Here is a 19,273-nt window from a genome sequence, read left to right on the forward strand (position 1 = left end):
GCTATCCTTTATATGTTTTATCGTACAACTCGATAGACTCCTGAATGACCCGGTACGCTTCCTCTTTGCCCATCAATTGTTCTATCGTTACGTTTTTATGCTCCAAGGCTTTATAATCTTGGAAAAAACGTACGATTTCTTTCATTGTATGGGGAGGCAGAGCAGAGAGGTCATCAATATAGTTTACCGACATATCGTTTTTTGCAACTGCTATAATCTTGTCATCCTGCTCACCGTTATCCACCATGTGCATCACACCTATAACCTTTGCTTCAATGAGAGACATCGGAAATACGTCAGCTGAACACAATACGAGGATATCCAACGGATCTTCGTCATCGCAGTAGGTCTGCGGAATGAAGCCGTAATTAGCTGGATACATCACTGAAGAAAAAAGTATGCGGTCGAGGCGTAATAAACCCGATTCCTTATCTATCTCATATTTTGCTTTTGACCCCTTTGGGATCTCAATGATTGCGTTAACAAATTCAGGTAGTTGTTTTCCTGGTGTTACACTATGCCAGGCATTAGAATTGCTCATTGTCTTGATTATTTTCGTTGGCTTGAATACGTTCTTTTTTGTTGTCTTTTTTGAAATAGGCTAGTACTAGCGGGATGGCAGTTATAACTATAAATCCCACGATAATGTATAACAAATATTGGTCAATTTGTTTCTCGAATCTTTTGCCTAAAAAGAATCCCAGCAAGGTCAATGAACCGACCCACAATATGGCCCCTGACACATTATATAAGGCAAACTTTCGGCTATCCAACTTGATCATTCCTGCTACTATAGGAGCAAAGGTCCTTACAATCGGGATGAATCGCCCCATAATCAGAGCAAAAGCACCTTGCTTTCTGTAATATGCCTCGGCTGCGATCAGGTATTTCTTCTTGAAGAACATAGTATCCTTCCTGAGATAAAGTACTGGCCCCGTTTTTTTTCCGAACCAATAGCCAACAAAGTTGCCGGCAATGGCTGTAGCCATCAGGCCAAATATTAAAGTGTAGATGGATACATCTAACTTATCAGTGGCTACAAATAATCCTGCTAGAAACAGAAGGTAATCCCCTGGTAAAAAAAAACCGAAAAACAATCCTGTTTCTGCGAAAACCACAAATAACAGAAGATAGAACCCTCCTTCTCGAAGTAGAAGCTCAGGGTTTATAAGATGTTGGAGATAATCCCAGAATTCGTACATAATGAATATTCGTAAATCTACGAATATTAAATAATTTTTTTAACGTTAAATCAAGCCTGCGATAAAATCTGGATATACTCCCAATACGATTGTTACCAAGGCCGACAACCCTAGAACGAACTTGAAAAACACCGGAACGGAAAGCTCTTTACGATCCTCTTGTTTAAAGTACATAGCTACAATCACGCGGAAATAGTAGAAGATGCCGACGATTGCATTCAATACTGCAAACACAACTAACACGACGTGATAAGAGGCTAGTGCTCTTGAGAACATCATGAACTTCCCTATAAAACCAGCTGTAAGCGGAATGCCTGCTAAAGACAACATAGCTATGGTAAGCGTAAGGGCAAGAAAAGGGTTCTTCTTTGCCAGACCATTGAAGCTGTCAAAGCTATCATTCCCAACCTGTTTCTGCATTAGAATAAGCACTCCAAAAGCAATGATAGAAGCAACCGAATACGCCGCAGCATAAACAAAAACTGCATTATCAGAGGATCCATTTAATGCTAGCAACGAAAACAGCATATAACCAACATGTGATATACTAGAGTAAGCTAGCATTCTCTTAAAATGCTGCTGATACACAGCCGTTACGTTGCCGATCAACAGTGAAAGGACTGCTAGGGTAATGATGATTGGCACCCAGAAATCCTGAATTGGGGCGAAGGAAAACATGATTAATCTTAAAAAGGCAGCAAAGCCAGCTGTTTTAACCACGGTGCTCATATAAGCGGTAATAAGCGATGGTGAACCTTCATAAACGTCCGGAGCCCAAAAGTGAAAAGGGGCCGCCCCTACCTTGAACGCTAACGCGATGATCAGCAAGGTAATCCCTGTATATAACAATGGTGATACTCCTGCCGGATCATTCAAGATATACTGCTTAATCATCTCAAGATCAAATGATCCAGATGCGCCATATATAAGTGTTATTCCAAACAATAAGATACCCGTAGAAAAAGCACCCATTAAAAAGTATTTCAACGCAGCCTCATTGGAAGCGAAGTCTTTCTTTTTGATACCTGCCAGAATGTACATACATATCGACATGATCTCTATACCGATGAACAACATCGATAAATTATGGTAGGATACCATTAGGATGATCCCTGCCAGAGAGAAAAGGATCAGGGCATAATACTCGGCAACGTTAGAGCTGATTCGCTCAAAATAATCCTTCGACAGTGCAAGAATCAAAATAGTGGAAAAGATAGTGATTCCTGAAAAAGCAACTGCAAAATGATCGTAAAGCATCATTCTGCTGAATATTGGCTCCGCATTTGCACCCCACTCCATCAAAGAAAGAACTAAGGCAACGACAAGACCTATCAATGCAACGGGCAATAATGCCTTGCTTGCTTTGAATAAGCCCAGGTATAATAGAATTAATGCTAAAACAGTTATCGTAATTAATGCGCTCATTTTTTCTTTATTCTGTGTCCCTCGTTCGTAATTAGAATGTGGTACTCACTCCATGTAATTTACCATCTACAAGCTCGACCAGTGACTTTACCGTAGCTTCGGATATATCAAGAATAGGATTCGGATATACACCTATCAGTATGACCAGGGCACAAACAATACCCAAGACAAGTTTCTCTGTCCCATCGATCTCGCTAAATGTCGACGTCTGTGCATTGGTGGTCCCAAGCATTATCCTTTGGTACATGCGAAGCATATAAACGGCACCGAAGATGATGGTCAGACCAGCAATTGCGGCTGCCCAGATACTATGCTGGTATATACCCATAAGAAGCAGGAACTCACCGATAAAACCGTTGGTTAAAGGCAATGCAACTGTTCCCAGTAGAATAATCAGAAAAGCCACGGCAAATTGTGGAGCAACCTTAGCTATTCCTCCAAGTTCGAAACTGTCTCTTGTCTTCATTCTTCTTATAATGATATCAAGCACGAAAAACATTCCAAACACGTTAATTCCGTGATTCACCATTTGAATCATCGCTCCTTGCAGACCATTAGTGTTCCATACAAAAATACCGGCAGCTATCAGACCAACGTGAGAAATTGACGAATAGGCAACGAGTCTTTTGATATCCTTCTGCGTAAAAGCTATCAACGCGGCATAAACGACTCCAATAATTGAAAGAATCAATGCCAACTGACCCCATTGTGCAAAACCCAAGGGAGCAACAGGAATTAGCCACCTTATTACTCCATAAATCCCCATCTTCAACATAATACCTGACAATAACATCGTTCCCGTAGTCGGAGCTTCCGTATACGTATCGGGTTGCCAGGTATGAAAAGGAAATACGGGCATTTTTACCGCAAAGGCAATGAAGAAAGCCCAAAAAATCCAGCTTTGTTCTGATGAGCTTAAAGCCAACTGGTAGAAGGATTGCACATCATAGCTGCGATCAGGGGTCTGTAAATACAAGTATAGGATGCCGATGAGCATGATCAAACTACCCGCGAAAGTGTAAATGAAGAATTTCATGTTCACTTTGATGCGGTTTTCACCGCCCCATAAAGCGCAGATAAAATATATAGGGATTAAAGCAGCTTCCCATCCTACGTAGAACAGGAATGCGTCAAGTGCCGTAAACACCAGTAGTAATGCACTCTGCATAAGAAGAATCAATCCATAAAACGCACCAGGACGGGAATAGGCATGTTTAAAACTTGATAGGATGATCAGCGGCATCAACACATTAGTGAGGAGAACGAGTATCATGCTGATACCATCTATACCTGCTTTGAACCTAACGCCAAAGTAACTTAACCAAGGCTGATCGATAACAAATTGGGGTATAGAGCTTGCAGTGTCGAATCCCGATAAAAGATAAGCTGTCAGCACTAACGATAATAGTGACCAAATGAAAGCTACAGTCTTTACCTGCTGCGATCCACCAAATAAGAATGAGATCAAAGCACCAGCTAAAGGCAAAAATATGAGCAGTAAAATTTCCATTTATTTCTTATCCTTCTCTGTTATATATTATAAAATCCGTAAACCAGTAATGCCACAATTCCGGCCAGCATCATGAATATGTAAAAGCCAACGTTACCCGATTGCAGGAGACGTAGAACCTTACTCCCTTCTGAGGTTGCTTTTCCTAACCCGTTGACTAACCCATCAATTGCAGCCTTGTCTACAACCTTGAAGAAGAAGTAAGACAGCAGATTTAAAGGTTTGGTTACTATTGCATCATAAAGCTCATCAATATAAAATTTATTGTAAGATAGCTTTGCGAACAATCCTCTTGACGCCTCATCGGGGGCTGGGATATGATGGGCCTTAGCATATCTGGAGTAAGCGTAGATCGCGGAAATCAACGCTGCCATAACGGAAATACCCATCAACAGATATTCTGTGCTGTGATCCAGGTGGATAACAGATGCGGTAGACAGTCCCTGATGCTCAAATACCGGCGCCATGAAACTCGCCAACCAATGTCCACCACCTAATACCGCGGGAACATTTAATAATCCGCCGAACACTGATAAGATAGCCAGAACAATCAGCGGAATCGTCATCGACTTTGGAGACTCATGCAGATGACTTGCCTGCTCTTGGGTTCCCCTAAACTCTCCAAAAAATGTCAGGAACAGCATACGGAACATGTAAAATGATGTTAATAATGCGCCTATCACTCCCAAGACCCACAGCAGTTGATTTTCCTGATAGGCATGAGCAAGAATTTCGTCCTTAGAGAAGAAACCAGAAAATGGAGGCAGTCCTGAAATTGCCAGAGTTCCTGCAAGCATGGTCATAAACGTTACAGGAAGTTTCTTTCTTATCCCACCCATCTTGCGCATGTCCTGCTCATTACTCATCGCATGGATCACAGAACCCGCACAAAGGAACAGCAGCGCCTTAAAGAAGGCATGGGTAATTACATGAAAGAAAGATCCGGTATAAGCACCTACGCCCAGGCCGAGGAACATGTAACCCAACTGTGAAACTGTAGAGTACGCAAGAACTTTCTTGATGTCAGTCTGACTTACAGCAATAGCTGCTGCCAGAATCACGGTAATAATGCCTATTACGGCTATGATATCCATCGTCAGAGGAGACAATGAGAAAAGCAGATTCGAACGAGTAATCATATAAATACCTGCTGTTACCATTGTAGCAGCGTGTATCAAAGCAGAAACCGGAGTTGGTCCGGCCATAGCATCCGGTAACCACGTAAAAAGTGGAACCTGAGCCGATTTACCTATAGCACCTACGAATAGTAGCAGCGTAATCAGGAGGAGCGTCGAATCCCCCGATTCGAGCCTCGCAGCGCCCATAAATACATCCCCGAATTCAACACTTCCGAAAGTAGTAAAGATCACAAAAATGGCGATCAGAAACCCAAGGTCTCCTATGCGGTTCATAACAAAGGCTTTCTTAGCAGCACTCGCATATGATGGATTAGTGAACCAAAAGCCGATTAACAAATATGAGCACAGGCCAACACCTTCCCATCCTATGAACATCACAACATAGTTGGATCCCAGGACCAGAAGTAGCATAAAGAAAATAAAGAGATTCAAATAAGCGAAAAACTTGCCGAATCCTTTATCATGACTCATATAACCAATTGAATACACATGAATAAGAAATCCTATTCCGGTGACGATCAACAACATGATCGAGCTGAGAGGATCAATCTGGAAAGCGAAAGGTATTTTGACAGAACCGGTATTTATCCAATCGAAAAGAGGTATATAAAATGCCTTGATTTCTGAAGCCGATAACTCCGAAAAGATTCCCACACTAACGATGAATGAGAGCAGTACAGAAATACTACCTAAAGATCCAATAACAGCTTTTGGCAATACATTCCTGCCCAATCCATTGATCAGAAAGCCAATCAAAGGGAACAAAGGAACCAACCAAACTAAATTTATTATCATGAATGTTGTTCGTATTATGTATATAACTAAAGTAGGTACTTCAAAAAAAGAAAATTACCACTTCAACCTGTTGAGTATGTTTATATCTGTCGAATTCGTATTTCTGTAAATCATCGTCAGGATAGCCAGACCAATGGCAACCTCAGCTGCGGCCAGGGCCATAATGAAGAAAACAAACACTTGCCCTGAAGCATCCCCTCTGTATACGGAGAAAGCAGCTAACAGAAGATTAACTGCGTTTAACATTAATTCTACTGACATCAGAATAATGATCGCGTTTCTGCGGATCAGAACGCCAATCGTTCCAATCGTGAAAATGATCGAACTCAGAAGAATATAGTGATTTAAAGGTACACCCTGAATTGATTGAGTAATTGTTTCCATTATACGTTATTTGGATCCTTCTTAGCTAATAAAACTGCCCCGACCATTGCTGCAAGAAGCAGAATTGAGGACACCTCGAACGGTAACAAAAAGTCTTTGAATAATACCTTTCCTAAATTCTTTACCAGGCCGATGTCAGGGTTCTTCAATAACACTGGATCTGACACATGCACGAGCTTAAGTGATCCCGCCAACGTCAGTAGTAAACAAAGACCAGCAATCACTCCAGCAACCTTCAATAGGTTTGATTTCATTGGCTCAGACTCCTTATTCAGGTTTAAGAGCATGAGTACATATAAGAACAGGACTAATATGGCACCCATATATACAATAAAATTCACAATCGCCAGAAACTGTGCATTCAGTAAAATGTAATGTATCGAGAACGTAAAAAAGGTGACGATCAGATATAACACGCTATACACTGGATTTTTAGTAAAAATCACCAGGAGCGAAAAGAAAATGGATAAAAAAGCAACTAAATAGAAAAGATTCATTAATTCCTCTGTTTGACTTTGACAGCCTTAAACCTGTTCAAAGGTATGATATTTTACGATTTCAATGGTTCCTCAACAAGCTTATCTTTTCCGAAGATGAAGTCCTTCCGCAAATAATCCGCCTCGAGAAACGGACCATCGAGGTATATTGCTTCTTTCGGACATGCTTCCTCACACAGGCCGCAAAATATGCAACGAAGCATGTTTATCTCGTAAACGGCAGCATACTTTTCCTCTCTATAAAGCCCTTCCTCTCCCTTTTTACGCTCAGCCGCAGTCATGGTGATAGCCTCAGCCGGACAAGCAAGTGCACACAATCCGCAGGCGGTACATCTTTCCCTGCCTTGCTCATCTCTCTTAAGCGAGTGTAATCCCCTCCAGTTTTCAGAAACAGGTCTTTCCTGCTCCGGATAAAAGATCGTTTCGCGCTTTTTAAATATATGTTTGAAGGTAATAGCCAAGCCCTTGGCAATAGAAGGGAGATAGATTTTCTCCCCAAATGTCATTGGCTTTTGCTCCAGTACTTTTTTTCTATTACTTAAGGATTCCATAATTCTACATTAAATCTTTAACTGTAATCCAGATCCCTGTCAACACAATATTTGCAATCGAAAGAGGGATCAACACTTTCCAACCCAAATTCATCAGCTGATCATATCTGAACCGCGGAATTGTCCAGCGAATCCACATGAAAAAGAAGATGAAAAAGAAAATCTTCGCGAATAAGAACACAACCCCAAGTATAGTGACCACATTATCGGAAAGCCCGAGGTGATTCATGAATGGGAAATTATATCCACCAAAATATAACGTAGACATTACCGCAGACGCCACGAACATGTTAATGTACTCTGAAAAGAGGAATGCTCCAAGCTTGAACCCTGAATACTCTGTATGATATCCGGCCACCAGCTCGTTTTCACTTTCGGGTAAGTCAAAAGGTGTTCTGTTACATTCAGCAAACGAACAGACAAGGAAAATCAAGAAGCCCAACGGCTGACAAAACACGTTCCAGGAAAACCAACCATTTTGCCAGAAACCAGCTTGCTGCTCGGCAATGCCCCTTAAAGACAAGGTTTGGGTCACCATCAGTAATGCAATAAGGGAGAGTCCCATGGCGATCTCGTAGCTGATATTCTGTGAAGCAGCACGTATTGCACCCATTAGGGAATACTTATTATTCGATGCCCACCCACCAATCATGATACCATATACCCCCAGAGAAACGATTCCAAAAATATACAAGATACCCACGTTGATATCAGCAACCTGCAATTGAATAACCCGGTCTCCTATAACTAAATCCTGTCCCCAGGGAATAACTGCACTGCCTATACTGGCTGTGAGCAAAGCCAGACAGGGGCCGGCTATAAACAACCAGGGATTTGATTCGGCTGGAATGATTTCCTCTTTAAAGAACATCTTACCACCATCGGCAAGTGGTTGAAACATACCTGAAGGTCCCGCCCGATGCGGACCAACACGGCCCTGAATGAACCCGGCAATCTTTCGCTCAGCTAACGTCGAATACGCAGCTATTCCCAGGGTGATAAGGAATATGACCGTAACTAAGACTACTTTTTCTATAACAAATGCTAGTTCCATTAATATCTTATTACTCTTTCAAATTGCTCTTTATTAGCTTCTTTAAGAGCAGGGTTCTTTCTAATAACCGGAGGAGGAGCCAGTTGCTCGTAATGGTTTGCTGAGATAACCGAGTGTTTTGATATCTTTCTCGGACCTTCAATAACCCAATCGCTCGTTTTTTTCTTCTCAAAACGGCAGTCGTTACAGATAAACGACTCGACTTCGCCATACTCGTCCTTGCGGGCTGTTACACGTATAACATCTTCACCCTTATACCATAAAGTAACTTTCCCTGAGCATTTGTCGCAATTGCAATGGGCATCCACTGGTTTGGTGAACCAAACGCGATTTTTGAACCGGAACGTTCTATCAGTAAGTGCTCCAACCGGACAAACGTCAATTACGTTACCCGAAAAATCATTCTCAATAGCCTTTTCTATATAAGTCGAGATCTCTGCTGCATCGCCTCTTCCAAGAACACCATGCTCACGTCTATCGGTAATTTGATCGGCCACGTATACGCAGCGGTAACATAAGATGCATCTGGTCATATGGAGCTGAATTTTATCTCCTATATCCCTTCTTTCAAAACTTCTGCGGTCAAACTCATACCGCGTCGCTGCGGATCCATGTTCATAGCTTAAATCCTGCAAATGACATTCGCCAGCCTGATCACAGACCGGACAGTCCAGCGGATGATTAATGAGAAGAAGCTCCACAACGCCCTTTCTTGCCTCCTTCACTTCAGGTGAGGTGATATTCTGAACCTCCATCCCTTCCATAACCGTAGTGCGGCAGGATGCAACAAGCTTCGGCATTGGACGAGGATCTTTTTCAGAGCCTTTGCTCACTTTTACCAAACAGGTACGGCATTTTCCGCCACTACCTTCCAACTTGGAATAATAGCACATTGCTGGAGGTACAATCTCTCCGCCAATAAGTCTTGCTGCATTCAGGATAGTTGTTCCCTGCTCTACCTCAACACTTATTCCATCTATCGTAACTTTAACTCTTTCAGACATGTTAAAGGACCATTAATTAATTAGCAGCAACTGTTTCAGCCTTTGGCAAAGGATCTGCGTACCGTGCCAGGCCGTAATTTCTTTCTATTGCTTCAGCAGGATGAGATACATGCCATTCAAATTCGTCTCTAAAGTGGCGGATAGCACTGGCCACTGGCCATGCAGCCGCATCTCCTAACGGACAAATTGTATTTCCTTCTATCTTTTTCGCTACATCAACCAGAAGATCAAGATCGCTCATCTTACCATGACCGTACTCTAAGCGATGAAGAACTTTTTCCATCCAGCCGGTACCTTCTCTGCAAGGTGAACACTGACCGCAGCTCTCGTGATGATAAAATCTTGAAAAGTTCCATGTATTTCTCACGATACACTGATCTTCATCAAAAGCCACGAATCCGCCGGATCCCATCATGCTGCCAGTAGCAAAACCGCCTTCAGCAAGAGATTCATAAGACATCAGCCTGCTTTCTCCAGTTGCTGTCTTCAAAATCAGGTTTGCCGGGAGTATTGGAACGGAAGACCCTCCTGCTACCACCGCCTTAAGACGCTTGCCATTCGCTATACCACCGCAATATTCGTCGGAATAGATAAATTCTTCAACCGGAATCCCAAGTTCGATTTCATAGACGCCCGGCTTGTTTAGATTTCCAGATGCCGATATGAGCTTTGTTCCTGTACTGCGTCCAATACCTACCTTCGCATATTCATCAGCGCCATCATTGATAATCGGCACGACAGCCGCGATCGATTCCACGTTGTTTACAACCGTCGGACAGTTATAAAGGCCTGATATTGCAGGGAAAGGTGGCTTAATCCTAGGATTTCCTCTTTTACCCTCTAATGATTCGATTAAAGCAGTTTCTTCTCCGCAAATATACGCACCTCCTCCCGGCTGAACATATAATTCAAGATCATAGCCTGACCCTAAGATGTTCTTTCCAAGGAAACCAGCATTCTTCGCTTCAGCAATAGCTCTCTCCAAAATCCGGATCTGAGGCATCATCTCACCCCGGACATATATATAGGAAGTTTTTGCACCCAATGCATAGCTGGATACAATCATTCCCTCAATAAGTAAATGAGGAATGTGAGTCATTAAAAAGCGGTCCTTGAATGTACCCGGCTCCGACTCATCTCCGTTACAAACCAGATACCGTGGTTTTCCTTCAGGCTTGGCCAAAAAGCTCCACTTCATACCGGTTGGAAAACCGGCACCACCCCTTCCTCTAAGTCCAGATTTCTTCACTTCTTCAACAACATCGTCTGTGGACATGGTTTTTAAAGCCTTCTCCACAGCACGGTAACCACCATGCTGACGATACACTTCAAAAGTGTTGATTCCGGGAACGTTTATATTTTCGAGTAATAATTTCCGCCCCATATATTAAATAATTTGAGCTTTTTCAACTGTTGTTAGACGTAAGCGATCTATCAGGTCATCCACCGTGTCGGCGGTTAAATTCTCATAGAACGTGTAATCCGGACCGATCTGAAGCACTGGCCCCATTCCGCAGGCAGCGAGACATTCGACGCCTCTCCAGCTGAATAAGCCATCAGGTGTTATCTCCCCTTCCTTCACGTTCAGCTTCGCTTCAATATGCGTCATAATCTTTTCGGCACCTACCAGGCAGCAAGGCCCGGTACGGCATACTTCAAGGACATACTTTCCCTGAGGCTTAAGAAAAAACATGGTGTAAAAAGAAGCAACTTCATAGACCTCTATAGGCTTCAGATTCAGAAAATCTGCGACTTTATCCATTAAAGGCGTACTCACCCAGCCATATTCTGCCTGAACAAGATGAAGCACAGGAAGCAACGCAGATTTCTGCTTGTCTTCAGGATATCTTAATAAAATCTCGTTGAACTTAGCAATAAGCTCAGGAGTGAAAATAATTTCGTCTGTTTTGGAAATCTTAAGCATCTAATTCTCCTGCAATTACATTTAAACTACTTAAATTAATTATCGCATCCGAAAGAAGCATTCCACTACTCATGTGAGCATACATCTGGTAGTTTATAAAACTAGGTCTCCTAAAATGTAATCTGTAAGGAGTGCGTCCTCCGTCATTTACAAGATAAAAACCGAGCTCTCCGTTTCCTCCCTCGACACAATGGTAAACCTCGGTCTTCGGACTGTCGACTTCACCCATTACAATCTTGAAATGATAGATCAGGGCTTCCATATTGTTATAAACCTCCTCCTTTGGCGGAAGATAAATATCCGGAACATCTGCATGGAAGACCCCTTTAGGCTCCTTCTCAATCTTGTCCAGTGCCTGCTCTATAATACGTATACTCTGATACATCTCTTCATTACGAACCATATAGCGATCATAAACATCGCCTGTGGTACCTACTGGAATATCAAAGTCGAAGTCCTCGTATGAAGAATACGGCTCATTTGCCCTAACATCATAATCGACACCACAAGCACGTAAAATTGGTCCGGTCCAGCTATAGTCAAGGGCAGTCTGGGCATCCACAGCAGCAACCCCTATGGTTCTGTCCATAAAAATCCGGCTCCTTGTAAACAAGTCTTCAAACTCCTTAAGTACCGGAACATAGTCCTTAACGAACTTCTTGATCTTAGCGAAAGCGATATCGTTGAAGTCACGTTCAAATCCTCCAACCCTCCCGATATTAGTAGTCAGACGCGCTCCGCAGATCTCTTCATAGATCTCATAAATATGCTCTCTCTTTTCCATGAGGTAAAGGAAGCCCGAATAAGCCCCCGTATCCACACCGAGAATGCCGTTACATACAAGGTGATCTGAGATCCTGGCCAGCTCCATAATGATAACGCGCATGTAGTCTACGCGTTTAGGAGTTTGAATACCGAGCATCTTCTCAACCGTCATGTGCCACCCCATATTATTTATTGGAGACGAACAATAGTTCATACGATCCGTTAACGGAGTGATTTGATAAAAGGGCCTGTGTTCGGCAATCTTTTCAAATGCCCTGTGTATATATCCGATGGTAGATACGCCACTAACAATACGCTCACCGTCCATCTCCAGAACATTTTGAAACACACCATGCGTCGAAGGATGGGTTGGTCCAAGATTAAGTGTAGTTGTCTCTTTGCGATCTAAATTTTTTATGATAGCCGGTTCGTTCATAATTATCTTCCGAAGAAAAAGTCCTTTTTATCGACACGGTTTGGGTCCTCAAGCGGAAATTCCTTCCGCATAGGGAACGCTACCATGTCATCCATATTAAGAATACGCCTAAGATCCGGATGCCCTTCAAACTGAACACCAAAGAAATCATACGTTTCTCTCTCCATCCAGTCTGCACCTCTCCAAAGATTGAAGGCTGTAGGTATAGTTGGCTGTTGCTCTTCAAGAAATACCTTGATCCTGACACGAACATTTTGACGGAAGCTATGTAGATGATAGATCACCCCGATAGGCAACTCCTGTTCAGGATAATGTATCCCTGTAATATCAGTAAGAAAATTAAAATCAAGATCATTTTTCAGGAAAGTCAACACCTCGATAATCTCCTCTTTCGAAGTTTCGAAGGTCAGCAGCCCTGTTGGCTCGCTGAAAGCAAATACGCGATCGGCAAACCTTGAAGATATCTTCTGTATTAATTCCTGATTACTAATCTTTCCCATTACTGAATTCCGTATTTATTTAACAGTTCCTTATACTCATCAGAATTTCTCCTCCTCATCGGCTCGTTTCGCACCAAATCCTGAAGACGAAGCACACCACTCAAAATGGCTTCAGGTCTTGGAGGACAACCGGGGACATATACGTCAACCGGAATTACCTCATCTATTCCCTGGAGCACGGAGTAGCTGTCAAATATACCACCACTGGTAGCACAAGCGCCAACAGCGATCACCCAACGCGGCTCAGCCATCTGTATATATACCTGCCGCAGGACAGGTGCCATTTTCTTTGCAATCGTTCCCATAACGAGCAACATATCAGCCTGACGAGGCGAAAATGAAGGTCGCTCTGACCCAAATCTAGCCAAGTCATAATGTGCACCCATGGTGGCCATAAACTCAATTCCACAGCATGATGTAGCAAATGGAAGTGGCCATAGCGAGTTAGCTCGGGCCAGGCCGACTACTTTGTCAAAAGATGTTGCAAAAAAGCCAGACCCTTCAATGCCCGGAGGCGCTTCAGCTAATTTTATATCACTCATCTCGTCTCTTTTTGAAGTAAAAAGGCTCATTTCAATGCATATGAAATGAGCCTCAAAGTTACTAATTAAGTATTGCTATGTTATAACACCTAAGTTATTTAGAACCATTCTACTTATCCCATTCCAGTGCTTTCTTCTTTATCACATAGATAAATCCTAAAAGAAGAGTACCCATGAATATGAACATCTCAATCAGTCCCTGAACTCCGAATTCACGGAAATTTACTGCCCATGGATACATAAAGATTACCTCAATATCAAAAAGCACAAACAGTATCGCTACCATGAAATACTTAATTGAAAAAGGGGCTCTGGCATTTCCTATGACTTCAATACCCGACTCGAAAGGGCTCAGTTTGTCGGCAGTCTTTCTCTTCGGACCAATGAGGTGCGTAATCGACATCGTTAACGCAACGAAGCCGAGAGCTACAAACATTTGAAATAGAATAGGAACGTAGTCTACTGGGGCGCTGTGAACATCCATGATATAGAATTTGTCGCAAACTTAGAAAAAAACAGTCATATGTACAGAATAAAAGATAAACCCGCTTATCAGGCGGTAAAGACCAAATGAAGAAGGCCTGCAAAAAACAGGCCTTCTTCATTTAGATACAACAGATATAGCTATTTAAGCGTCTTTAAAACACTCAATGCATATTCGTTAGCCGGATCAAGTGCAATAGCCTTGTTAAACAAATCCTTTGCCTTGGCCTGATCTGTTCTGATATAATAAGCACCCAGATTATTGTAGGCCTCAACCAGATTCTTTTTGTTTCTTGCATCAGCAAGACCGTCAGGCTTAGCGGCAATCACTTCTATGTACTTTTCAAAGTGAGGAACCATCAGTCCTTTCGGATTTGAATCATCGTCCAACAATCTGTTGGTTCTCGCACGGTACAGATAGGCATCAGCAGTACTCGGAGATTTCTGAGATACTAAACTGAATGCAGAGTCCGCTTTTACAAGATCTTGGCGGCTAGCTTTCTGAACTTCTGGAGTCTTGGTAGCATAATCAAAATAGTTAGCCATACCCAGGTAGAAGTAGTCAAACAAATAAGTCTTAGAAGCTGCATTCTTAACAGCCAACTCATATAGATCTGCAGACAGCGCATATTTCCTTTCCCCAAACTGTGCTTTAGCCAACTCGCTGATAGGTTCAGCATATGCTGAGTCTATCTCGACAGCCTTCGCCAAGCTTACCACGCCTGTAGAATCACCTGCTTTAAGTTGCGCCTGACCGAGGTATAAATAATCCTGCGCAATCACACGCTTAGGATCAACTTTACTCATAAAGTCCTTCAACGCCTGAACGCTACCTGCAAAGTTACCATTCTCATAAAGTGAATAGCCTAAGTAACGGTAAATACGCGGATTAGCCTTGTCTTGTTTAGCCATCTCCTGTGCTTCAGCCTCAAGAGCTTTATATTCTCCCGACAAAACGAGGAAATCTGCATAACGCATTCTTGATTCCAATGAACGGTCAGTTAAATCAAGATACTTGGTGTAATATCCTAACGCTTCTTTGATACGTGCATCATATTGTTGAGGCTCTGCTTTTGCCCACAAATAATAGGTCTCAGCCAATTCCCTGTATGCTGGTGCATAATTAGCATTAACCGCTAATACACTCTTAAACTTGTCAGCCGACTCCTGGAAAGCCTTTGACTGCTTAATCAGAATCCCTTGCTCTATTTCCGCCCTCAACAGGGTCTTATCCATATCAAAAGCAGTACGGTAAGCTCCGAATGCCTCACTATTCTTTTTTGAACCCCGGTAAGCGTCACCTAAAGCCAAAAATACTTCTGCATCTTTCTCATTGATCTCTTTCGCCTTTTCTAAGCTGGCAATGGCGGCAGTATAATCTGCTGGATCGGCATTGGTGTATGCCTTTCCAATATAAAGATATGGACTGTTGTCTTTACGCTTAGCTAAAGATATCGCTTTGTCGAAGTTCGCTTTTGCCCCGGAAGCATTTTTTGCTTCTAAATCAACAGCACCTAAACCAACATAGTTCAACGGGTAAGCTGCTTCAGCAGACACACCCTTAGTATAAGTGGCTTTTGCTGAATCAACATAGTCATCTCTCAAATATATATTTCCCAAATAGAAATAATTCTCTCCCTTGGCGGCATCAGACGAAATCAGTTTCTTAAGAATAGTTTTAGCCTCTTGAAACTTCTCAGCGTCGATCGCCTTTTTCGCATCGCCCAGACTCTGTGCAAAAGCCGTTGTCCCCACAACTCCTACCAACAGGCTTGCTTGTATTGCTCTTCTTAGTACATTCATAGTTTATATGTCCTCTGTTTATTTTCTAATTATTATTTCTCTTGGTGGCATACTGTCGGGCAATAGTCCTGATTTTAAAATTACCCGTTGCCCTACATCTCCCGCCAAAAAAGCAGCGAATCCGAGGCCTAAACCTCCGCCACCCTGGCAATTGATGATGTACAAGTTACGGCTCAAAGGATAATTTTCCAAAGCGAGGTTATCCTGACTAGGCCGATAAAATTTATCAGAACCAGATTTCCCCGGCAGACCTTTCACACCCATTATCTTCAATCCCGCAACTAACGGTTCTAGTTCTACTGTAGGTTGCTTAATCCAGTTAAAACCTATAACACCAATTGACCCTAAATTATTGTGTACATACTTAATTACTTCTGCATTAGAGTTCAACGCATAGATTCCCTTTGCTGGAAGCGAGCTAATCTCAGCCAATTCCATCAGATATCTGACGATACTGGAGTTGGGATTATCAAATACCAGCTGACGTCCGGATGGCACCCCCTTAAGTATGTCAATGATCTCCTGAACAGTGATAACGGTGTCTGCCGAGTTTTTATTGGATACAAACGTCACAGCGTCTACCGCAAACCGGTTAACCCGGACTTTCATATCCCTTTTCTCTATCACAGCGACCTCTCGCGGTGTCAGCATCCGGGATGTAATCGCAATCTTTGTACTATCAGTCAAAAGATCATTAATCACTGCCTTTTCGTGCTTATACTCAGCCTCTATATCAGCATTCTTATAAATATTTTCAAAAACAATCACCTGATCTTCTACAATCGGCATGAGGCTTTCGTCTGCCACCAAGCGGGTACTCCCCGTAGTCTCTGTTTGTTTACTGTTCTCACATGAACTAAGGAAAACAAGACTCAGTAAAATAACAGTGAATGATTGCTTCATACTAATCTTCATCACGTCTTGTTTGGATTAATCTAACCATCCTCAAAAATGAGTACATAATTAAAAAAGAACCGAAAACGATTCGGTAAGTTTTAGTTAGCTCCAGTGGTATATCCTCCCAAAATAAGATTGCAAGGCCCAACACGAAGTAGAACACAAACATCACTGACCCTAAAATAAACAAAAATCGCTTTTGGGGCGATTTTTGCTGATTTTGTCTTTTAAACATTTTCTATTGTCCCTCCAGGTTCAACATGATCGGTAAAGTGTACTGAACACGAACAGGTCTACCATTCTGGATACCCGGCTTCCATTTTGGCGCCTTTTTAAGCAACCTGATAGCCTCATCTCCTGTACCCATTCCTAAATCCCTTAACACCTTAATATCTGTTAAACTTCCATCTTTCTCCACTACAAAGCTCATGATCAAACGACCTGATACGCCTTGCTCTCTTGCTGCAGCAGGATAGGTATAGTTTTTACCAACATAGGCATAAAACTTAGGCATACCTCCAGGGAAATCAGGCATCTGCTCAATGCTCGAGAAATCATAAACTGCGTTGTCTTCAACAACCGCTGCCTTGGTTGGAGGCGCCTCACCTACAGGCTCATCAATTCTGATGTCTGCGTTAGGATCTCCGGCGATAGTCTTCTGACCAGGGTCAGCTACCTTCAGCTCTTCTACTGTTGGCGGCTCTTCATCTCTAACTTTTTCCGCAGGAACAACAACCGGAGGCGGGAAACGCACCTGGTCAACCCTTGGCTTAGGAGGTTCCGCAGCTGGTGGAGGTGGCGGAGCTGCCTCGTCAACCGGAGGAGGAGGAGTTAGAACCACCTCAGTTTGAATAATATTATTGCTATCCTCGTCCGGAGCCATACCCTTAATATACTTGGCAATCAGAGGCGAGCTCATACCCAGTATAAAAACGATACTTCCAAACAGCAAAGCTCTGTTCGTGGTCTTAGCGTTGTTCTTACGTAACTGGTAAGCACCATAAGCTTGGTTCCTCCCAGTGAAGACAACGTCAATCCACTCGCGGTTAAAAATATCTAATTTTGCCATTTTTATCTTATTTCATCAATGGAGTTTTCCATCAGTCTTTTAGTAAACACCATCGCGTTTAAGCAATTCTATCTCCGGTGTATTGATGTCAACAATCGCGTACTGTTTAATGTTCGTGATCTTCATCTCATCCAGGATATCTACAAGGTTTTTGTAGTTAGACTTATCGCTGGGCTTGATGATAACAATCATATCCTTCCCCGTTGATGCCTTAATATCTTTGGATTTTTCGATGATCGCCTTACGAATACCATTCTTGCCATAATCCTCTACAGTAGGAGCCGATATCGGGTTGTCAGCAAGACCAACAAACCACTCGATTTTGTTCTTACTACCAAGCAAGACAGTCATGGTACGCGTGTCCGCAACATCTAACTGCTCATCTTTGTTCTTATCGTCTTTGTCTGGCATCGCCAGGTCCATCGCCTGGGGTTTTGCAAGCGTAGTCGTTAGCATGAAGAAAGTGATCAGTAAGAACATTAAATCCACCATCGGGGTCATATCCACCCGTGTAGACTGCTTCTTACTTCTTACCTTGCCACCCTTTTTACCACCGCCGCCGCCGTCACTATTTAATTCTGCCATTTTATTATTCTACGTTTTCTGTAATAATTAGTCGGCACCTTCCATGGAAGTAACCAGACTAAACTTATTAACTTTTTGTTTTTGTAAAATATCAATTATCTTCTTAATTGTCGGATACTCTTCCTTAGCGTCTCCTTTGATGGAAATCCGAAGAGATTCGTCATTAATTTCCTTCGTGGCAACACGAGCCTGATAAATCCACTCGTGAAGCTGTGAAGCCGCACCTGCTACAGAATCTACCGGGATGCCGGGTTGCAAACCTTCTTTATTTCGGTCCGCACCTTTCATATCGATAACCTGCTTCAACTGATTTATCGGAACTCCGAAGTTATCCATCAAAGAAAATCGCTTTATATCTTCCGCACTAAACGGAACTTTATAGCGCTCTGACATTTTCTGTAACACCCTTTCGCGAATAGGCTGACCCTGAACTCCGAAGAAAACCTTGCCCTGACCTACCGTAATAGTGGCAATATTTGATTCCGGAAGCTTGATCTTAACCGTCGAAGTAGGCGTATCTACAGTCAACGCTTCTGGTTGACGGGCAGTTGCTGTTAAAATAAAGAATGTTAACAACAAGGAAGCCACATCACACATTGCCGTCATGTCAATAGCGGTACTCTTTCTAGGTACTTTTACTCTAGGCATTGTAATATTTTAAATTGATTCCTTTATCTGTATATCTCATTGATGAAATAATTCCGGATA

At 42.5% G+C, this 19,273-nt stretch carries 21 protein-coding genes; all 21 read right to left on the reverse strand.

What is annotated here, in order from left to right:
* Position 1: 1 nt before the first annotated feature.
* On the reverse strand, positions 2-541 hold the full coding sequence (locus B0I27_RS15530; protein WP_106295026.1) for an inorganic diphosphatase: 540 nt from the start codon (positions 539-541) through the stop codon (positions 2-4).
* Positions 528-1,202 carry a DedA family protein gene (locus tag B0I27_RS15535; RefSeq protein ID WP_106295028.1) on the reverse strand — a complete coding sequence of 225 codons (675 nt, stop codon included), beginning with the start codon at positions 1,200-1,202 and terminating at the stop codon, positions 528-530. Before B0I27_RS15535 ends, B0I27_RS15530 begins: the two co-directional genes overlap by 14 nt.
* A 45-nt stretch (positions 1,203-1,247) precedes the next feature.
* A complete protein-coding gene (locus B0I27_RS15540) occupies positions 1,248-2,627 on the reverse strand; it encodes an NADH-quinone oxidoreductase subunit N (RefSeq protein WP_106295030.1) in 1,380 nt (459 codons plus the stop codon).
* A gap of 31 nt (positions 2,628-2,658) precedes the next feature.
* Entirely contained in the window at positions 2,659-4,137 is a 1,479-nt protein-coding gene (locus tag B0I27_RS15545) for a complex I subunit 4 family protein (RefSeq protein ID WP_106295032.1), read from the reverse strand.
* Between the two features lie 20 nt (positions 4,138-4,157).
* Positions 4,158-6,068: an NADH-quinone oxidoreductase subunit L gene (gene nuoL / locus B0I27_RS15550; protein ID WP_106295147.1), complete on the reverse strand. Its 1,911-nt coding sequence runs from the start codon at positions 6,066-6,068 to the stop codon at positions 4,158-4,160.
* Positions 6,069-6,125: 57 nt separating this feature from the next.
* Positions 6,126-6,455 (reverse strand): NADH-quinone oxidoreductase subunit NuoK, encoded by a 330-nt coding sequence (nuoK, locus tag B0I27_RS15555; RefSeq protein WP_106295034.1) that lies wholly within the window; start codon positions 6,453-6,455, stop codon positions 6,126-6,128.
* Positions 6,455-6,952 carry an NADH-quinone oxidoreductase subunit J family protein gene (locus B0I27_RS15560; RefSeq protein WP_106295036.1) on the reverse strand — a complete coding sequence of 166 codons (498 nt, stop codon included), beginning with the start codon at positions 6,950-6,952 and terminating at the stop codon, positions 6,455-6,457. Before B0I27_RS15560 ends, nuoK begins: the two co-directional genes overlap by 1 nt.
* Positions 6,953-7,005: 53 nt before the next feature.
* On the reverse strand, positions 7,006-7,503 hold the full coding sequence (locus B0I27_RS15565; RefSeq protein ID WP_106295038.1) for a NuoI/complex I 23 kDa subunit family protein: 498 nt from the start codon (positions 7,501-7,503) through the stop codon (positions 7,006-7,008).
* 4 nt (positions 7,504-7,507) lie between these two features.
* Complete coding sequence (nuoH, locus tag B0I27_RS15570; RefSeq protein WP_106295040.1) at positions 7,508-8,557, reverse strand: NADH-quinone oxidoreductase subunit NuoH; 1,050 nt, start codon at positions 8,555-8,557, stop codon at positions 7,508-7,510.
* The gene (locus B0I27_RS15575) at positions 8,557-9,561 is read right to left on the reverse strand and encodes an NADH-quinone oxidoreductase subunit G (protein WP_106295042.1); all 1,005 of its coding nucleotides are present in this window, start codon (positions 9,559-9,561) and stop codon (positions 8,557-8,559) included. Before B0I27_RS15575 ends, nuoH begins: the two co-directional genes overlap by 1 nt.
* Positions 9,562-9,577: 16 nt before the next feature.
* Positions 9,578-10,945, reverse strand: coding sequence for an NADH-quinone oxidoreductase subunit NuoF (gene nuoF, locus B0I27_RS15580; RefSeq protein ID WP_106295044.1), 1,368 nt, complete (start codon positions 10,943-10,945; stop codon positions 9,578-9,580).
* Between the two features lie 3 nt (positions 10,946-10,948).
* Positions 10,949-11,485 (reverse strand): NADH-quinone oxidoreductase subunit NuoE family protein, encoded by a 537-nt coding sequence (locus B0I27_RS15585; RefSeq protein ID WP_106295046.1) that lies wholly within the window; start codon positions 11,483-11,485, stop codon positions 10,949-10,951.
* Positions 11,478-12,686, reverse strand: coding sequence for an NADH-quinone oxidoreductase subunit D (locus B0I27_RS15590; protein WP_106295048.1), 1,209 nt, complete (start codon positions 12,684-12,686; stop codon positions 11,478-11,480). The genes B0I27_RS15585 and B0I27_RS15590 overlap by 8 nt, the downstream gene beginning before the upstream one ends.
* A 2-nt stretch (positions 12,687-12,688) precedes the next feature.
* Positions 12,689-13,186, reverse strand: a complete 498-nt coding sequence (locus B0I27_RS15595; protein WP_106295050.1) for an NADH-quinone oxidoreductase subunit C — start codon at positions 13,184-13,186, stop codon at positions 12,689-12,691.
* Positions 13,186-13,728 (reverse strand): NADH-quinone oxidoreductase subunit B, encoded by a 543-nt coding sequence (locus tag B0I27_RS15600; protein ID WP_106295149.1) that lies wholly within the window; start codon positions 13,726-13,728, stop codon positions 13,186-13,188. The genes B0I27_RS15595 and B0I27_RS15600 overlap by 1 nt, the downstream gene beginning before the upstream one ends.
* Before the next feature lie 109 nt (positions 13,729-13,837).
* Positions 13,838-14,212 (reverse strand): NADH-quinone oxidoreductase subunit A, encoded by a 375-nt coding sequence (locus B0I27_RS15605; protein WP_106295052.1) that lies wholly within the window; start codon positions 14,210-14,212, stop codon positions 13,838-13,840.
* A gap of 140 nt (positions 14,213-14,352) precedes the next feature.
* Positions 14,353-16,014 (reverse strand): tetratricopeptide repeat protein, encoded by a 1,662-nt coding sequence (locus B0I27_RS15610; RefSeq protein ID WP_106295054.1) that lies wholly within the window; start codon positions 16,012-16,014, stop codon positions 14,353-14,355.
* Positions 16,015-16,032: 18 nt separating this feature from the next.
* On the reverse strand, positions 16,033-16,929 hold the full coding sequence (locus B0I27_RS15615) for a PstS family phosphate ABC transporter substrate-binding protein (protein ID WP_106295056.1): 897 nt from the start codon (positions 16,927-16,929) through the stop codon (positions 16,033-16,035).
* A 220-nt stretch (positions 16,930-17,149) separates the two neighbouring features.
* Positions 17,150-17,980 (reverse strand): energy transducer TonB, encoded by an 831-nt coding sequence (locus tag B0I27_RS15625; RefSeq protein ID WP_106295060.1) that lies wholly within the window; start codon positions 17,978-17,980, stop codon positions 17,150-17,152.
* 39 nt (positions 17,981-18,019) lie between these two features.
* The gene (locus B0I27_RS15630; RefSeq protein WP_106295062.1) at positions 18,020-18,565 is read right to left on the reverse strand and encodes an ExbD/TolR family protein; all 546 of its coding nucleotides are present in this window, start codon (positions 18,563-18,565) and stop codon (positions 18,020-18,022) included.
* Between the two features lie 27 nt (positions 18,566-18,592).
* A complete protein-coding gene (locus tag B0I27_RS15635) occupies positions 18,593-19,213 on the reverse strand; it encodes an ExbD/TolR family protein (RefSeq protein WP_106295064.1) in 621 nt (206 codons plus the stop codon).
* Positions 19,214-19,273: the final 60 nt, after the last annotated feature.

It is taken from the genome of Arcticibacter pallidicorallinus (assembly GCF_003002875.1).
Classification (GTDB): domain Bacteria; phylum Bacteroidota; class Bacteroidia; order Sphingobacteriales; family Sphingobacteriaceae; genus Arcticibacter; species Arcticibacter pallidicorallinus.